The 16,876-nt window shown below is 71.9% G+C and carries 13 protein-coding genes; 8 read left to right on the top strand and 5 right to left on the bottom strand.

Annotated features, from left to right (window positions below; genetic code table 11):
• The first annotated feature begins 330 nt into the window (after positions 1 to 330).
• The 3 genes from pcaDC to CEB94_RS33460 all read left to right on the top strand — a co-directional run bounded on the left by pcaDC (position 331) and on the right by CEB94_RS33460 (position 3,158).
• A complete protein-coding gene (pcaDC, locus tag CEB94_RS33450) occupies positions 331 to 1,638 on the top strand; it encodes a bifunctional 3-oxoadipate enol-lactonase/4-carboxymuconolactone decarboxylase PcaDC (protein WP_175435696.1) in 1,308 nt (435 codons plus the stop codon).
• A gap of 35 nt (positions 1,639 to 1,673) precedes the next feature.
• Entirely contained in the window at positions 1,674 to 2,309 is a 636-nt protein-coding gene (locus CEB94_RS33455) for an MBL fold metallo-hydrolase (RefSeq protein WP_175435697.1), read from the top strand.
• 69 nt (positions 2,310 to 2,378) lie between these two features.
• A complete protein-coding gene (locus tag CEB94_RS33460) occupies positions 2,379 to 3,158 on the top strand; it encodes an exodeoxyribonuclease III (protein ID WP_175435698.1) in 780 nt (259 codons plus the stop codon).
• Here the strand turns inward: CEB94_RS33460 and CEB94_RS33465 are convergent.
• On the bottom strand, positions 3,155 to 4,921 hold the full coding sequence (locus tag CEB94_RS33465; RefSeq protein ID WP_175435699.1) for an SGNH/GDSL hydrolase family protein: 1,767 nt from the start codon (positions 4,919 to 4,921) through the stop codon (positions 3,155 to 3,157). The genes CEB94_RS33460 and CEB94_RS33465 overlap by 4 nt on opposite strands.
• A gap of 218 nt (positions 4,922 to 5,139) precedes the next feature.
• On the opposite strand from CEB94_RS33465, the gene CEB94_RS33470 reads away from it, so the two are divergent.
• Entirely contained in the window at positions 5,140 to 5,547 is a 408-nt protein-coding gene (locus CEB94_RS33470; RefSeq protein WP_175435700.1) for a DUF6278 family protein, read from the top strand.
• Positions 5,548 to 5,687: 140 nt separating this feature from the next.
• Positions 5,688 to 6,431, top strand: coding sequence for an amino acid ABC transporter ATP-binding protein (locus tag CEB94_RS33475; protein WP_175435701.1), 744 nt, complete (start codon positions 5,688 to 5,690; stop codon positions 6,429 to 6,431).
• A gap of 223 nt (positions 6,432 to 6,654) precedes the next feature.
• Here the strand turns inward: CEB94_RS33475 and CEB94_RS33480 are convergent, their stop codons facing one another.
• A complete protein-coding gene (locus CEB94_RS33480; protein ID WP_175435702.1) occupies positions 6,655 to 8,223 on the bottom strand; it encodes a CocE/NonD family hydrolase in 1,569 nt (522 codons plus the stop codon).
• Positions 8,224 to 8,339: 116 nt separating this feature from the next.
• Positions 8,340 to 9,098, bottom strand: a complete 759-nt coding sequence (locus tag CEB94_RS33485; RefSeq protein ID WP_175435703.1) for a hypothetical protein — start codon at positions 9,096 to 9,098, stop codon at positions 8,340 to 8,342.
• Positions 9,099 to 9,202: 104 nt separating this feature from the next.
• Between CEB94_RS33485 and ggt the strand changes: the two genes are divergently transcribed.
• Positions 9,203 to 11,011, top strand: coding sequence for a gamma-glutamyltransferase (ggt, locus tag CEB94_RS33490; protein WP_175435704.1), 1,809 nt, complete (start codon positions 9,203 to 9,205; stop codon positions 11,009 to 11,011).
• Between the two features lie 70 nt (positions 11,012 to 11,081).
• On the opposite strand, the gene CEB94_RS33495 is transcribed toward ggt, so the two are convergent.
• Both CEB94_RS33495 and map read right to left on the bottom strand, forming a co-directional pair.
• Complete coding sequence (locus CEB94_RS33495) at positions 11,082 to 13,604, bottom strand: ATP-dependent Clp protease ATP-binding subunit (RefSeq protein ID WP_175435705.1); 2,523 nt, start codon at positions 13,602 to 13,604, stop codon at positions 11,082 to 11,084.
• Positions 13,605 to 13,790: 186 nt separating this feature from the next.
• Positions 13,791 to 14,558 carry a type I methionyl aminopeptidase gene (gene map / locus CEB94_RS33500; RefSeq protein ID WP_175435706.1) on the bottom strand — a complete coding sequence of 256 codons (768 nt, stop codon included), beginning with the start codon at positions 14,556 to 14,558 and terminating at the stop codon, positions 13,791 to 13,793.
• Positions 14,559 to 14,590: 32 nt separating this feature from the next.
• On the opposite strand from map, the gene CEB94_RS33505 reads away from it, so the two are divergent.
• Positions 14,591 to 14,842: a helix-turn-helix domain-containing protein gene (locus CEB94_RS33505; RefSeq protein WP_175435707.1), complete on the top strand. Its 252-nt coding sequence runs from the start codon at positions 14,591 to 14,593 to the stop codon at positions 14,840 to 14,842.
• Positions 14,843 to 14,940: 98 nt separating this feature from the next.
• Positions 14,941 to 16,746: a hypothetical protein gene (locus CEB94_RS33510; protein ID WP_175435708.1), complete on the top strand. Its 1,806-nt coding sequence runs from the start codon at positions 14,941 to 14,943 to the stop codon at positions 16,744 to 16,746.
• Positions 16,747 to 16,876 lie beyond the last annotated feature (130 nt).

Consider the following 16,876-nt stretch of genomic DNA (forward strand, 5'->3'; position numbering starts at 1 on the left):
AGCCTTCTACCAAGCGTTCACCGTGTGGCGTTTAAGTTGCTGTTGGGCGGGGTTTCGGAAGGTTTCCAGGTGGATCGCGCCGAGCCTCGTTCGTGCCACCACACTCGATGCTGCTTCCTGAACCGCCTGGAGGCCGTGATCAAAGAGGAAAGCGTTGCTCGTAGCGGCTGAAGGAGGGCACGCGCCCGGAGGGCCCACTGCCGACACGGCCACGAGTACATGCCGGAGAATGTATACCTGGGATCTCGTTGGCAGGACCGGAGCGGGGCAAGGCCCGCTAGTTCCACCCCGGCGATGTGACATCTCGTGACAGATGAGAGGCTCAGACGGGTGAGCGAGACACCACCGAACACCCTGCAATACCGCTTTGACGGGCCAGAAGAGGCTCCCGTCCTGATCCTGGGTCCCTCACTGGGTACCACATGGCACATGTGGGACCGCCAGATCCCCGAGCTGACCAAGCAGTGGCGCGTCTTCCGGTTCGACCTGCCCGGGCACGGCGGCGCTCCCGCGTACCCGGCCGGGTCGGTGGGTGAACTCACCACGCGGCTGCTGGCCACCCTCGAAGGGCTCGGCGTGCAGCGCTTCGGCTATGCGGGCTGCGCGCTCGGCGGCGCCGTCGGCATCGAGCTGGCCCTGCGCCACCCGGAGCGGCTCGCCTCGCTCGCGCTGATCGCGGCCTCGCCCCGCTTCGGCACGGCCGACGAGTTCCGGCAGAGAGGCGTGATCGTCCGCACGAACGGCCTCGACCCCATCGCCCGTACCGCGCCCGAGCGCTGGTTCACCGGCGGGTTCGCCGCCGCCCAGCCCGCGATCACCGAGTGGGCCGTGCAGATGGTGCGCACCACCGACCCCGGTTGCTACATCGCCTCCTGCGAGGCGCTCGCCTCGTTCGACGTCCGTCCCGAGCTGGGGCGGGTCGGCGTACCGACCCTGGTGCTGGTCGGATCGGACGACCAGGTCACCGGTCCCGCGGAGGCCCGCACGCTGGTCGCCGGCATCCCGGACGCCCGCCTCGCCGTCGTCCCCGGCGCCTCCCACCTGGTCCCGGTGGAGCAGCCCGCGGCGGTCACCGACCTGCTGGTGCGGCACTTCTCCACGGCCTGGCAGCCCGCCTTCGAGACCTCCACCGGCCAGAACGCCCTGCCCCCGGCCGCCCTCAAGCCGGTCCTGTCTCCCGCCCCGCCGCAGCCCCCGCAGACCGGGCCCGTCGCCGAGATCGCCCCGGTCGTCGTACCGCCGCAGGCCCAGGGGCGGCCCGACCCGTACGACGCCGGGATCAAGGTCCGCCGCGAGGTGCTGGGCGACGCGCACGTGGACCGGGCGCTGGCCCAGGCCGACGCGTTCTCCGGGGACTTCCAGGAGTTCATCACCCGCTACGCCTGGGGCGAGATCTGGGACCGCCCCGGCCTCGACCGGCGCACCCGCAGCTGTGTCACCCTCACCGCCCTGGTCGCCGGCGGCCACCTGGACGAGCTGGCCTTCCACACCAGAGCCGCCCTGCGCAACGGCCTCACCCCGGGCGAGATCAAGGAAGTGCTGCTCCAGGCGGCCGTCTACTGCGGCGTACCGGCCGCCAACAGTGCGTTCAAGGTCGCCCAGCAGGTCATCCGCGAGGAGACCACGCCCCAGGGGTGAAGTCCGCGGGAAGAGCGCGGAGGCAGGATGGACCCATGAAGCTCACGAAGAAGTCGCACGCCTGCGTCCGCCTGGAGAAGGACGGCCGGACCCTCGTCCTCGACCCCGGCGCCTTCAGCGAGGAGGACGCCGCGCTCGGCGCGGACGCGATCCTCGTCACCCACGAGCACCCCGACCACTTCGACGAGTCCCGGCTGCGCGCCGCGATGGAGAACAACCCGGCCGCCGAGATCTGGACCCTGCGGGCGGTCGCCGAGAAGATCTCGTCCGCCTTCCCCGGCCGCGTCCACTCCGTCGGCCACGGCGACACCTTCACCGCCGCCGGCTTCGACGTCCAGGTCCACGGCGAGCTCCACGCGGTGATCCACCCGGACATCCCGCGCATCACCAACGTCGGATACCTCGTCGACGGCGGCAGGGTCTTCCACCCCGGCGACGCCCTCACCGTCCCCGACCACCCGGTGGAGACGCTGATGCTCCCCGTCATGGCCCCCTGGAGCAAGATCTCCGAGGTCATCGACTACGTCCGGGAGCTGAAGCCGCAGCGCGCCTACGACATCCACGACGCCCTCCTCACCGACCTGGCCCGACCCATCTACGACCGGCAGATCGGGCAGCTCGGCGGCTCGGAGCACCTGCGGCTGACGCCGGGGGAGTCCGCCGAGGTCTGAGGCCTTGGGGGTTCTTGCACTGTGCCCGGCCGGGCCGCGTTGTCAGACCCGCCGGGTAGGTTGTGGGACATGCGCATCGCGACCTGGAACGTGAACTCGATCACCGCCCGCCTGCCGAGGCTCCTGGCCTGGCTGGAGAGCAGCGGCACGGACGTGCTGTGCCTCCAGGAGGCAAAGGTCGCCGAGGAGCAGTTCCCCGCGGAGCAACTGCGCGAGCTGGGTTACGAGTCGGCGGTCCACGCGACCGGCCGGTGGAACGGCGTGGCGGTGCTCTCCCGCGTCGGCATCGAGGATGTCGTCAAGGGCCTGCCCGGCGATCCCGGGTTCGACGGTTCGGTGGAGCCCCGCGCCATCTCGGCGACCTGCGGCCCGCTCCGCGTCTGGTCGGTGTACGTGCCGAACGGCCGTGAGGTGGAGCACCCGCACTACGCCTACAAGCTCCAGTGGTTCGAGGCCCTCAAGGCCGCCGTCGCCGGTGACGCGGCGGGCAGCCGCCCCTTCGCGGTGATGGGCGACTACAACGTGGCGCCGACGGACGACGACGTCTTCGACCCGGCCGCCTACGTCGGCTCCACGCACGTCACCCCCGCCGAGCGCGCCGCCCTGGCCTCCCTGCGTGAGGCCGGCCTGTCGGACGTCGTCCCGCGGCCCCTCAAGTACGACCACCCGTTCACGTACTGGGACTACCGCCAGCTCTGCTTCCCGAAGAACCGCGGCATGCGCATCGACCTGGTGTACGCCAACGCCCCGTTCACGAAGGCCGTCAGCGACGCGTACGTGGACCGCGAGGAGCGCAAGGGCAAGGGCGCCTCGGACCACGCGCCCGTGGTCGTGGACCTGGACGTCTAGGGCCGCAGCAGCCGCAGGTCGACCGAGTCCGCCAGGGCCGCCAGCCCCGTGTCGCCCGGATGCAGATGGTCCCCGCTGTCGTACGCGGGGAGCATCCGGGACGGCCGCTGCGGGTCGCGGACCACCGCGTCGAAGTCGAGCACGGCGTCGAAAGCCCCGCCGTCGCGGATCCACTCGTTCACCGCGACCCGCCCGGCGTCGACGGCCGCGGTGCACCGCGTCTCGCCCTCGCAGGGCAGGACCGTCGCCGCCAGCATCCTCAGCCCCCGGGCCTGCCCGCGCGCCGCGAGCTCGCGCAGCCCCGCGATCACCTGCTCCGCCGAGGTGCCCCACCGCAGGTCGTTGACGCCCTCGAAGACGACGGCCGTACGCGCCGACGGCTGTGCGAGGACGTCCCGGTCGAAGCGGTGCAGCGCGCTCACCCCGGCCGTGTCCGTGGACACCCCGTCGCCGGGGTACCGGTCGGTGACCACGCGGTTGCCGGAGACGCCCAGGTTCAGCACTCCGTAACGCGGGACGGTGCTCTGCTTCAGGAGCCGGTCGGCCAGGACGTCCGGCCAGCGACGGTTCGCGTCCACCGTGGACTTGTCGCCGTCGGTGATCGAGTCCCCGAGCAGCACCACGGACCCGGGACCGCCGCTCACGTCGACCCCGGCCAGCAGCGGCCAGCGGGTGATCACCGAGGTGTACGCCCCGGCGGCGCGGTCCGCCGCGTGATCGCCGGGCTCACTGACGTAGGAGCGCTGCTGGGCGAGCCCGTGCACGGGCGTGGCCGTCACCGTCCCGGGCAGATGGAAGCTCACCAGCAGATCGGCGTCCGCCGGCACGGAGAAGCCGAGCGGATCGCTGTACGCCTGGGCCCCGGCCGGGATCGCCACGCCCGCCGCACCGCCGAACGACAGCGCCACCGGGGTGCCCCGCGAGGCCGCGCCCGCCGCCCGCACCGCGACCGTCGCGTTCCCGATCCGTACCGGAGCCGCCGCGAAGGTGTTGTCGAACCGCACCCGCACCCTGGGCCCGCCGGCCGACGTGTGCACGACCAGCCGCAGCGTCCGGTCCGTCCAGGGGCCCACGGCGGCGTAGCCGCCCGTGGCCGTCGTCCAGCTGCCCGTCCAGCCCCGCGTGGAGGTCCGTACCGACACCGCGAAGACGTGCAGCCCGGCCGCGTTCGGCAGCCGGACCGAGGCCACCGCGCGCCCCGGGACCAGCGGCACCGTCATGACATACAGGCGGGCCGGCCGGGCGAGTCGGCCGCCGGGGGTGTTGATGTGCGGCAGGGCCACCGCCTTGGTCGCGAGCGGCCCGGTGCGCCAGTCGGGCGCGGTCAGCCGGTACCCGGAGCGGGAGCCGTTCGCGTACGTGACCGTGCCCGGGCCGCCCACCTCCGTGCCGGCGGTGCCCGCCACCAGGAATGCCAGGGCGTCGCCGCGCCCCGTGACCCGGACGTCCTGGCCGGCGGCGCGGACGTTGTCGGGCTCGCCGGGCCGGCGCTTCGGCCAGGTCAGCCGGGCGCCCTGCACGGTGAGCGTGCGGCCGGGTGTCCAGCCCGCGGCGGTGAGGTCCCGCGCGGACAGGGAGGCACCGGAACCGTCGAAGTCGGCCTCCCCGGGCGAGCTGTCGTCGCTGACGGCCACATTGTCGAACAGCCGCTCCAGCGGCACCGGCGCGGCCCGTCCCTCCTCGACGGCCTGCGCCGACACCGCCGGGACCAGCGACCCGCACAGGGTCAGGACGACCAGGATCCCCCGGACACATCGGCGCACGGCCGACTCCTCCCGCTCATCGACACACGACGCAACAGACGAAACGCAGGGACGGAACACAATGGACAACGACGGCCGAGACGCAAGACGCACGGTGAAACCAGGAGACCTGAGAGACCCGTCAACGCGCACCGCGTGAACTCGGCCTGAACCCGACCGGGATCGCGGGTCCGCGCGCCCTGTGGTGCGTACGGGGGTACGAATGACACGCTGGGCGTATGAACATCCCTTTCCTGGGCAACCGGCGCCAGAAGGTCGGGGTCCCCGATCCGGCAGGCATCGCGGAACTCCTCGCCGAGTGTGAACTGCTCCGCTCCCAGGCGTACCGGGCGGGTGTCCGGCTGGACGACACGGCGGCCTCGCTGGAGGCACTGGACCAGCTCCTGCCGCGCTGGCGGGACGACGAGGACACCCTGACCTGGCTCGGCAACGACGCCGGTCTCTACCTGGGCAGCGTCATCGTGCGCACCGTGCCGGGCGCCACCTGGGAGATCCGTCCCGACGGGCAGCCCGTCGTACGGCTGGACTCCGGCCGTGAGTTCGACGTGGTCGACTCCGGCCACGAGTGGGCCGCGTACGGGGTGCCCGAGCTGTCGCAGCTGTACGCGGAAGTCGCGGAGTCGTGAGCCCCATGGCCGCAACCTTTGGCCCAAAGTCCGACGTAAATACGGCTAATGACCGAAAAGTGCGTGTCGCCCGACAAGTCTGATCTTGCCTGGATACGTTGCGGCAACCACCACACAGCTGAGAGTGAGTAGGGCTGAGCATGGCCGTCGATCCGCTGATCGAGCTGCGTGACGTCAACAAGCACTTCGGGGAGCTGCATGTCCTGCAGGACATCAACCTCACCGTCGGCCGGGGGGAGGTGGTCGTGGTCATCGGCCCGTCGGGGTCGGGAAAGTCCACCCTGTGCCGGGCGATCAACCGGCTGGAGACCATCGAGTCCGGGGAGATCGTCCTCGACGGGCAGTCGCTGCCGGAGGAGGGCAAGGCCCTCGCGCGGCTGCGCGCCGACGTCGGGATGGTTTTCCAGGCGTTCAACCTCTTCGCCCACAAGACCGTCCTGCAGAACCTCTCCCTGGGGCAGGTCAAGGTCCGCGGGCGCCGGAAGGAGGACGCCGACAAGCGCTCCCGTGAACTCCTCGACCGGGTCGGCGTCGCCGATCAGGCGGACAAGTACCCGGCGCAGCTCTCCGGAGGTCAGCAGCAGCGCGTGGCCATCGCCCGCGCCCTGGCCATGGAGCCCAAGGCGATGCTCTTCGACGAGCCGACCTCGGCCCTCGACCCGGAGATGATCAACGAGGTGCTGGAGGTCATGAAGCAACTGGCCCGCGACGGCATGACCATGATCGTCGTCACGCACGAGATGGGCTTCGCCCGCTCGGCCGCCAACCGCGTCGTCTTCATGTCCGACGGCCGGATCGTCGAGGACCGCACCCCCGACGAGTTCTTCACCAACCCGAGCAGTGACCGCGCCAAGGACTTCCTCTCCAAGATCCTCAAGCACTGAACGGGCAGGCTCCCAACGGCTCATCGGTTCGGACCTCGACTACGATGTGCCCTTCATCCCTGTCGGAGAGGGGGACTTCACCGAAGGCCGCCGATCCCGCCAGGGGTGAGCAGACCGCCCGCCCGGTCCGCGGGGCGATTCCCACCGGGTGCGGCCCCCATGGCCCGAAGGCCACGGGGGCGGCGGTTCACATCGGCCAGGCCCGTCCGGCGGCAGCCGGAGATCACTGCTCGCGCAGCGGAACCGACACGTACGACGGGTCGTTCGCCGGCGAGGAGAAGGTCAGCTGCGCGCCGGACGGGTTGTGCTCGATGTAGAGCGGGTCGACCGTGTCGACGACCAGGGCGAGGCGATGCCCGGCCGGGACGTCGTAGGCCGTGGAGTACAGCTCCAGGTCGACGCCGAACGGCTTCCCGGGGGTGCGCCCGTGGAAGGTGTACGGCGCGTGGGTGACCAGCTTGCCGAGGCCGAGCGGCCCCACGTCGTACAGGTAGGCGACGAGGGTGCCGCTCTCCTTGGTCGGGGTGAGGGTCGTGTGCAACGCCGTCGTCCCGCGCACCTGTTGGGCCGTGGCGTACTTCCCCGACTGCCAGACGGCGGCCCAGCGGCGGGGGAGCAGCGGGATCGAGGCCGTCGGCGGCAGCTCGGCCACCTGGTCGAGGATGCTGGACAGGAAGACGACGCCGCCGTCCGCCCCCGAGTTCACGTTGGCGCGGATCGTCTTCGAACCCGCGAGGGCGATCTTCCGGTCGGTCGCGCCGGCCGACTTCCAGTCGGGGTAGCCCTCGTAGCCGCCGGAGGAACGGGACTTGAGCTGGACGGGCTGCTCGCGGTCGATGCCGTTGTCCTCGCCCCTGAGGTAGTGGTCGAACCAGCGCTCGGTGTCCTTCCACACGTCGTTGGGCAGTCCGAACAGGCCGGTCAGTTCGGCGGTCGCGTGGTCACCCGGCCGCATCTCCAGCCGCTTCGGGCCGGTCAGCTTCTCGTAGAAGTCGGCGTACTGGTTGGGCGGGAAGACGCTGTCGCCCCAGGCGTTGGCGAGCATGATCGCCGCGCCGTTGTTGTTGATCTGGTCGACGTACGTCGCAGCGGAACGTTTCTTCCCCCAGGCGATGAGCTCCGGCTCCTTCGCCAGGTTGGAACTGTAGAAGTCGTCGAAGATCTGCCGGAGTTCGGCGCTCTGGCGGCCCGTCACCACGCTCGCGCCGTCCAGCAGGGCGGCGGCCTGGACGTGCTGGGTGCGGCCGGCGTAGATGGAGTCGATCAGGTCGGCCCAGCCGCTGAGTGAGGCGACCGCCTTGACCCGCTTGTCGTGGGCGGCGGTGAGCAGGCTGATGCCGGCGCCGTAGGAGACGCCCGCCATGCCGATGTGCCCGGCGTCCGACGGGGTGTGGGTGAGCGCCCAGTCGATGACCTTCGACGCGTCGGCGACATCGGGCGGGCCCGCCACTTCTATCTCGCCGCCCGATTGCCAGAACCCGCGCACGTTGTACGTGACCACGACGTACCCGGAGTCGGCGAGCTGCTGCGCCTGGGCCAGGTACTCGATCTGGGGCAGCCCCCAGCTCGTGGGCATGACGAGCAGGGGGAAGCGGTCGGTGTCGCGGGCTCCGGCCGGTGTGACGACGTTGGCCTTGAGGACGGTGCCGCCGTCGCCGGTGATGTCGACGAAGCGGATGGGGTGCGGCGCCGCCTGGGCGGTGGGGGCGATTCCGAGGGCGGTGCCGGCGACCAGGGTCGCCGAGACGGCGCCCACGGCGGTGGTGCGCAGGGCCTTGCGGTGGGGTCCCACGGGTCACTCCTCACTCGTGTAAGTGCAAAGTGACCGAACGGTAACCTCGCCTCCTTACCAGTGGTAACCCGTCAGTAAGTTACGTGCCAGTAACGATTGTTGAGGAGTGAAGGACGTCAGGAGGCCCGGTGGGTATTGCGTGGAGCCGCCGCGGCGGGCAGCGCGGTCTGCGCGGCACGCGTCACGTCCTCCACCAGTTCGACGACGTCCGGGCCGTACGCCTGCGAGTTGATCACCTTGAGCAGCAGTACGAAGGGGCTGTTGCCGTACTTGCGGGCCAGCCGCTCGTGGTTGCGGGCGAGGTAGCGGGTGGTGGCCTGGTTGGTGATCGAGGTCTGGCCGCAGAAGAGGAACACCGGACGGACGTTCTGGCTGCGCTCGGCGGTGAGCCGGGCGAGCAGCGCGTACTCCTCCCTGCCGTTCTCCGCGCGGTAGCGCTCCGAGCCGATCAGGAAGGAGCCGCGGTCCGGGCCCGGTTCGGCCTCCACGTTCACCCGCACCCCGGGAAGCAGGGAGGACAGATGGGCCGCCATACGGCGGTTCGACGCCGGCCCGCCGACACAGAACTCGGTCCGCTCGCCGAAACCCTGGCGGGCGGTGTCGTGCGGGAGGATCTGCGCGTGGGCGTTGCAGTCCTTGATCAGTGCGGCGAGTTCGAGAAGCGCGAACACGTCATAGCGCATCACCGTCAACTCCGGCCCCGTGGCGCCGCGGTTCACGACCAGCAGCGACTCGGAGTTGTCGGGCAGCCCGAAGAACGCCTGCTTCCGGCGGAGCCTGCGCCGGTAGAGATAGGTGCGGGCCACCCAGCCCAGCGCGGCGCTGATGCCCGCCGCTATCACGCCCAGGACGATGTTGCGCACGTCGTCATTCATGGGCGCGCATGCTAGCGGGCCCGACGCACCGGTGTTCGACGCCTGCCTGACGCGGCCATGGCGATGAATTAAGCTGCGCGGACGGCCTTTGACTGGAGGTGCGGATGCGTCGCCCTGTCGCACGGAATCTGACGGTCCTGGCGGTTTCGGCCGCCGTGGTGGTGTCGGTGGGAGCGGCGGCGCCGCCACCCGCCGCCCAGAGCCCCGGCGGTGAGAAATCCCCGCTGGCCGTCGGCTATGGCGGCGCCGTCTCCAGCGTCGACCCCGACGCGTCCGCCGCCGGGATCGAGGTCCTGCGCAAGGGCGGCAACGCCGTCGACGCGGCCGTCGCCACGGCCGCCGCGCTCGGCGTCACCGAGCCCTACTCCGCCGGCGTCGGCGGAGGCGGCTACTTCGTCTACTACGACGCCGAGTCCCGGACCGTACGCACCATCGACGGCCGCGAGACCGCCCCGCTGAGCGCCGACAAGAACCTGTTCGTCGAGAACGGCAAGCCCGTCCCCTTCGCCGAAGCCGTCAGCAGCGGCCTCAGCGTCGGCACCCCGGGCACGCCCGCCACCTGGCAGACGGCGCTCGACCGGTGGGGCAGCAAGCGGCTCTCCAGCGTGCTGAAGCCGGCCGAGCGGCTCGCCCGCGACGGCTTCACCGTCGACGAGACCTTCCGCTCGCAGACGGCGTCCAACGAGGCCCGCTTCCGCTACTTCCCGGACACCGCCGACCTGTTCCTGCCGGGCGGGCAGCTCCCCGTGGTCGGCTCCACCTTCAAGAACCCCGATCTCGCCCGTACGTACGCCGAGTTGGGGCGCAAGGGTGTCGACGCGATCTACCACGGCCGGCTCGGCCGGGACATCGTCGACACGGTCAACAAGCCGCCGGTGGACCCGGACTCCGGCTGGAACGCCCGGCCCGGCGACCTGACCGCGAAGGATCTGGCCGCCTACCGCACCAAGCTCCAGGCACCCACCAGGACCTCCTACCGCGGCCTCGGTGTCTACTCCATGGCGCCGTCCTCCTCCGGCGGCACGACGGTCGGGGAGGCGCTCAACATCCTGGAGCGGACCGATCTGTCCAAGGCGAGCAAGGCGCGCTATCTGCACCGCTTCATCGAGGCCAGCCGAATCGCGTTCGCCGACCGGGGACGTTGGGTGGGTGACCCCGCCTTCGAGGACGTACCGACGAAGGACCTGCTGTCGCAGAGGTTCGCCGACTCGCGTGAGTGCCTCATCAAGGACGACGCGGTGCTGGCCAGTCCGGTGGCGCCGGGCGATCCGCGCGACCCGAAGGCCTGCGGCTCCGGCGGTAGGTCCGCTCCCACGACCTACGAGGGTGACAGCACCACACACCTGACCGTGGCCGACAAATGGGGCAACGTCGTCTCCTACACCCTCACGATCGAGCAGACCGGTGGCAGTGGGATCACCGTCCCCGGACGGGGGTTCATCCTCAACAACGAGCTGACGGACTTCTCCTTCACCCCGGCGAACCCGGCCGTGCACGACCCGAACCTGCCGGGGCCGGGGAAGCGGCCCCGGTCCTCGATGTCGCCGACGATCGTGCTCGACCGGCACGACCGGCCCGTGGTGGCCCTGGGGTCGCCGGGCGGCGCGACGATCATCACGACCGTGCTCCAGACGCTCACCGGGTTCGTGGACCGGGGGCTGCCGCTGGTCGACGCGATCGCGGCACCGCGGGCCAGCCAGAGGAACGCCGCGCAGACCGAGCTTGAGCCCGGTCTTCATGACAACGAGCGGTTGAGGAAGCAGCTCGAAGCGATCGGACACTCCTTCAAGGCCAATCCTGAGATCGGGGCGGCGACAGGGGTTCAGCGGCTTCCGGGTGGGAAGTGGCTTGCCGCCGCCGAGACCGAACGCCGTGGTGGGGGATCGGCGATGGTGGTGCGGCCTTCGCGTTGAGTGCCGTCCGCGGGGGTGTGGGGCTGGTCGCGCCCGCGGCGGAGCCGCAGATCGACACAGCCCCGTGCCCCTATCGGGGCACGGTACTGAACGCGAGATGGCCGTCCTCCACGTCCACCGTCACCCGGCCGTTCTCCTCCACCCTGCCGTCCAGCAGCAGTCGTGACAGCTCGTTGTCCACCTCGCGCTGGATCGTGCGGCGGAGCGGGCGGGCGCCGTACTCCGGTTGGTAACCGCGCTCGGCCAGCCACTCCACCGCCCGGTCGGTGAAGGTCACCGTGACGCCCTTGCTCTGCACCAGGGAGCGGGTGCGGTCCAGCAGGAGGTTGGTGATCCGGCGCAGTTGCTCCGTGGTGAGCTGGCGGAAGACGACGATCTCGTCGATGCGGTTGAGGAACTCGGGGCGGAAGTGCTCGCGCAGCGGGCGCAGGATCTGCTCGCGGCGGGCCTCCTCGTCCGCGTCGGCGCCGCCCGCCGCGAAGCCCGTCGTGGCGCCCCGGCGGGTGATCGCCTCGGAGCCGAGGTTGCTCGTCATCACGATGACCGTGTTGCTGAAGTCCACCGTGCGGCCCTGCGAGTCGGTCAGCCGGCCGTCGTCGAGGACCTGGAGCAGGATGTTGAAGACGTCCGGGTGGGCCTTCTCCACCTCGTCCAGCAGGAGCAGCGAGTACGGGTGGCGGCGCACGACCTCGGTGAGCTGGCCCGCCTCCTCGTGGCCGACGTAACCGGGCGGGGCGCCGATCAGCCGGCTGACGGTGTGCCGCTCCTGGTACTCGCTCATGTCGAGGCGGACCATGCGGTCCTCGCTGCCGAACAGGGCCTCGGCGAGCGCCCGGGCCAGTTCGGTCTTGCCGACGCCCGTCGGGCCGAGGAACAGGAAACTGCCGATCGGCCGGTCGGGAGACGCGAGCCCGGCGCGGGAGCGCAGCACCGCGTCCGAGACGACCCGCACGGCCTCGTCCTGGCCGACCACCCGCTGGTGCAGATGCTCCTCCAGGCCCAGCAAACGGTCCTTCTCCTCCTGGGTGAGGCTGCTGACCGGGATGCCGGTCTGCCGGGACACCACCTCGGCGATCGCCTCGGCCCCGACCACCAGGTCCTGGCCCTCGTCGACCTCGCCATCGCCGCCGGCCGCGGTGATCCGCTGCTTCACGTCCACGATCCGGTCGCGCAACTGGGTGGCTTGCTCGTAACTCTCGTCCGCGACCGCCTGGTCCTTGTCCCGGGTCAGCTGCTCCAGCTCCCGCTCCAGGGCCCGCACGTCCGTGCCCTTGGTCCGGGCCCGCAGCCGCACCCGGGCACCGGCCTGGTCGATCAGGTCGATCGCCTTGTCGGGCAGACGGCGGGCGGTGAGGTAGCGGTCCGACAGCTCCACGGCCGTGACCAGGGCCTCGTCGGTGTAGCGGACCTGGTGGTGGGCCTCGTAGCGGTCCTGCAGGCCGCGCAGGATCTCGATCGCGTCCGCGGCGGTCGGCTCCGGCACCATGATCGGCTGGAAGCGGCGGGCCAGCGCCGCGTCCTTCTCGATCCGGCGGTACTCCTCCAGCGTGGTGGCGCCCACGATGTGCAGCTCGCCCCGGGCCAGGGCCGGCTTGAGGATGTTGCCGGCGTCCATCGAGCTGCCGTCGCCGCCACCGGACCCGGCGCCCACGACCGTGTGCAGCTCGTCGATGAAGATGATCAGCTGGTCGGAGTGGGCGCGGATCTCGCCCACGATGTTGTTCATCCGCTCCTCGAAGTCACCCCGGTAGCGGGTGCCCGCGACCACTCCCGTCAGGTCCAGGGCGACCACGCGGCGCCCGATCAGCACGTCGGGCACGTCCGCCTCGGAGATGCGCTGCGCCAGCCCCTCCACGATGGCCGTCTTGCCGACGCCCGCGTCACCGATGAGCACCGGGTTGTTCTTGCCGCGCCGGGAGAGGACCTCGACGGTCTGCTCGATCTCCTCGTCCCGGCCGATCACCGGGTCGATCCGGCCCTGCCGGGCCAGCTCGGTGAGGTCACGGCCGTACTTGTCGAGGGTGGGCGTGTTCGTCGGGCGCGGGCGCTCGGACTGGGGCATCTCCGGCGCCTCGGGCGGTTCGGAGGGGGCGAAGCGGGCCGCGTTGAGGATGTGCCCGGCGGCCGAGTCGGGGTTCGACGCCAGGGCGCTCAGCACGTGCTCCGGGCCGATGTAGCCGTAGCCGCGGGCCCGGGCCATGTCGTGCGCGTCCAGCAGGGCCCGCTTGGCGGCCGGGGTGAGGGAGAGGGCGGTGGGTGGGGGAGCGTCGTCCGGCGTGTGCTGGGCGGGTCCCGACCGGTCGTCGATCTGCGACGCCAGTGAGTCGGGATTCGCGCCGGCCTTGCTGAGCAGGGTGCGGGTGGGCTCGGTGGCGAGCGCCGCCCGCAGCAGATGCTGCGTGTCGAGGTCCCGGCTGCCGTGCTCGGCGGCGTACTGGGCGGCGCCGCGGACGAGCTCCCGGGCCGGCTGACTGAGCAGCCGCCCGAGATCGATCTGCCGGGGACCGGGACGCGGTCCGCCGAAGAAGCGTGCGAGGAATTCTCCGAAGGGATCCGAGCCGTAGCCCTCCGGGCTGGTGAAGCCGCTGCTCATGGGCCTTCCGTTCCCGGCGTCCCCGGCGCGCGGGCGGGGGACGCCCTCGCTGGTCGACGTGCCGGGGTCGGGTAACCCGGGTGGCAGCCGGTTACACCTGGGGCGCGCTCGTAGAACACCTTCGCACGATCGTCGGCCGCGGGCACCTTTGAGGCATACCGGGAGGAAGGGGGTGTGGAGTGGAGATCAGCGTGCCGTCAGGATCCTCGGCCCCGACTCGGTGATCGCCACCGTGTGCTCCGCGTGGGCCGCGCGGGAGCCGTCGTTCGTCTTCAGGGTCCAGCCGTCGGCGGCGGCGTGGTAATCGTCCGTGCCGCCCGCGATGACCATGGGCTCGATCGCCAGCACCATGCCGTGCCGGAGCCGCATGCCGCGCCCGGGGCGGCCCTCGTTCGGCACCCCGGGATCCTCGTGCATGCGGCGGCCGATGCCGTGGCCGCCGAAGCCGTCCGGAATGCCGTAACCGGCGCCCCGGCACACCGTGCCGATCGCATGGGCGATGTCGCCGATGCGGTTGCCCACGACGGCCGCCTCGATGCCGGCCGCGAGGGCCCGCTCGGCGGTCTCGATCAGGCGGAGGTCCGCCTCGCGCGGGGTGCCCACGACGAAGCTGAGCGCCGAGTCGCCGACCCAGCCGCCCAGCTCGGCACCGAAGTCGATGGAGACCAGGTCGCCGTCGCGCAGGCGGTAGCGGTCCGGGACGCCGTGCACGATCGCGTCGTTGACCGAGACGCACAGGACGGCGGGGAAGGGGGTCGGTGCGAAGGACGGGCGGTACCCCAGGAAGGGCGAGGTCGCGCCCGCCTCGCGCAGTACGTCGTGCGCCACCTCGTCCAGTTCCAGCAGGGAGACGCCCACGTCGGCGGCCTTCTGTGCGGCCGTCAGGGCACGGGCGACGACCTGGCCCGCCTCGTACATCGCGTCGATGGAAGTGTCTGTCTTCAGCTCAACCATGCCAATTACTATACCGGTATTAGAATGGGGTCATGGTGCGCACCCCTCTCACCCCAGAAGAACGCGAACGCGGCGAGCGGCTCGGCAAGCTGCTGCGTGAAGCGCGTGGCGGCCGGAGCATGACGGAGATCGCGGCGAGCGCGGGTATCTCCGCGGAGACCCTTCGGAAGATCGAGACCGGGCGGGCCCCGACCCCGGCCTTCTTCACGGTGGCCGCGCTGGCCGGAGTGCTCGGGCTGTCCATGGACGAACTGGCAGGGCAGTGCGTGCTGGTGCCCCTCTGAGGCTCCTGCGCCGCGCGTGAAAACTCCCCGTAGCACGCCCGTAACACAACTGGTGTTGCCTACGGGGCGGAGTGCTCCGGTCTCACGGGAGTTGAGCGATGGCGGCGGATCAACTCCCGGCTGAAGTCGGAGAGTTCGCGACCTACCTGGACGGACTGCTGGCACGTCTCGATCCGTCCGGCGGCTGGTACGCGGTGTTCTGGCAGCGCGACCCGGAGGGCATGCGGGCCTGTCTCGACGGGCGCGAGATGCCGCCCTGGGACGTGGTCGAGGCCCTGCTGCAGGACCTCGCCGGGCAGTACGGCCCGGGGGGAGCCGCCCCGGAGACGGACCGCGCCCGTGCCCTGCACGCGGCCGCGCTCGCCGCGTACGACACCCGGCCCGGGGGCCGCGACGCCCTCGGCGACCGCCTCGACGTCATGCTCCGCGAACAGAAGTACGCCGCCGAACGCCAGGCCGCCCTGGCCCGCCACCTGACCTCGGCCACGACCCGCGAACAGGCGGACGCCCTGCGCCTGGAGCTGGCCTGGGCACGCGACGACCACGAACGGGCCGGCGCGCGGTGCGCGGAACTCCGGGCGCGGATGGCTCACGTGGACCGATGTGCGCAGGAGGTGCCCCCGAGGGCGTGGGACGACGGTGACGGGCTGGGCGGCACCGGGTCGGAACCGTCAACCGCTGAAGATCCGTACAAGCCCGGAACGCCCCGGGCCGCGACCGGTGCCGCCGTAGCCCCGGGGGCGGGGTGGCACGCCCCGCGGCATCCGGCGGGCCGGGTCGCTCCCGGGGAGGCCGCCGGGGGCGGCACGTCCGGCCCCCGGGGCTACGACGGCACAGGTGCCGCTGATCGGCATGACACCGGGGACGGCGCCGTAGGGTGGCTCGTCCCGCAATATCCGGCGGGCCGGGCCGCTCCCGAAGAGGCCGCCGCGGGTGGCACGCCCGGCACGCTTTCCGCCCCGGCCATGACCGGTGCCGCCGGTCGGTATGACGCCTGGGACGGAGCCGGAGCCCCGGGGGCCGGGTCGCGCGCCCCGCAGTATCCGGCGGGCCGGGCCGCCCCCGGGGAGGTCGCCGCGGGCGGCACGTCCGACGTGCTCCCCGCCTGGGCGTCAGCCCCAGCCGCCCCCGACGCGTTCACCGCCCCCGAGCCCCCGGCCCCCAAGCAACGCAAACGCCGTCGCGGCAGTGCCCGCTTCGCCGGGATGGTGGACGAGGAAGCCGTACCCGTCGCCGTGCCGCCCGCTGCCGTGCCGGATCTGCCCGCATCCGCCCCCGCGAGCACCCGCCGTACCCCACGAGGCGCGCGCTTCGCCGGGGCCGCCGAGGAGGCGGTGGTGCAGCGCCCGGCGCGGGAGGCCGGCGTGGCCGGGGCCGCGGACCGGGCCGACGTCGGACGGACCGTGGAGACGCTGGCCCGGCTGCGGAGCGAGGGCCGCAGCGGGGAGGCCCACGCGCTGCTGGCCGAGGCCGCCTCGTGGGAGCCCGGCCGGTTTCCGCTGCTCGCGGAGCGCCTGCACCTCGCCGGGCTGGACGCCGACTGGCAGACCCTGCTGTGGGAGGCCGCCTCGCTGCCCGCCGGGCGGCTGGTCGCCGCCGCCGACGCGCTGGTCGCGGCCGGGCGGGCGGGGGACGGGCAGCAGATGCTGCGACAGGGCGTCGCGCGGCCGCCGGGCGAGGTCGGGGAGGCGGTCCTCGCCCTGGCCGCCGAGGGACTGCACCGCGAGGTGCGTGTGCTGCTCGACGCGTATGTGCGGGCCCGTGCCCCCGAGGAGGCCGCCCGCAGCGCCGAACCCGATCCGCGTCGCCTCGTACCGCTCCTGCTGGAGGCCGCCCGGGGCGTGTCGGACGAGCGCCGCTGGGATCTCGTGCACGCCCTGCGGGTCGCGGGACACCCCGCCTGACCGGCGACGTCGCGCCCCGGGCGACTCACCCGCAGGAGTGTGAATCGCGCATTGCCCAGCGGGTTGGCGACGATGGTCTTGGCAACCCCGTGCCAGAGGCTTACGTTCGTGGCTCTACGGCTCGCTTCTA

Origin of the sequence: Streptomyces hawaiiensis (assembly GCF_004803895.1) — a bacterium.
In the GTDB taxonomy this organism is placed as follows: Bacteria; Actinomycetota; Actinomycetes; order Streptomycetales; family Streptomycetaceae; genus Streptomyces; species Streptomyces hawaiiensis.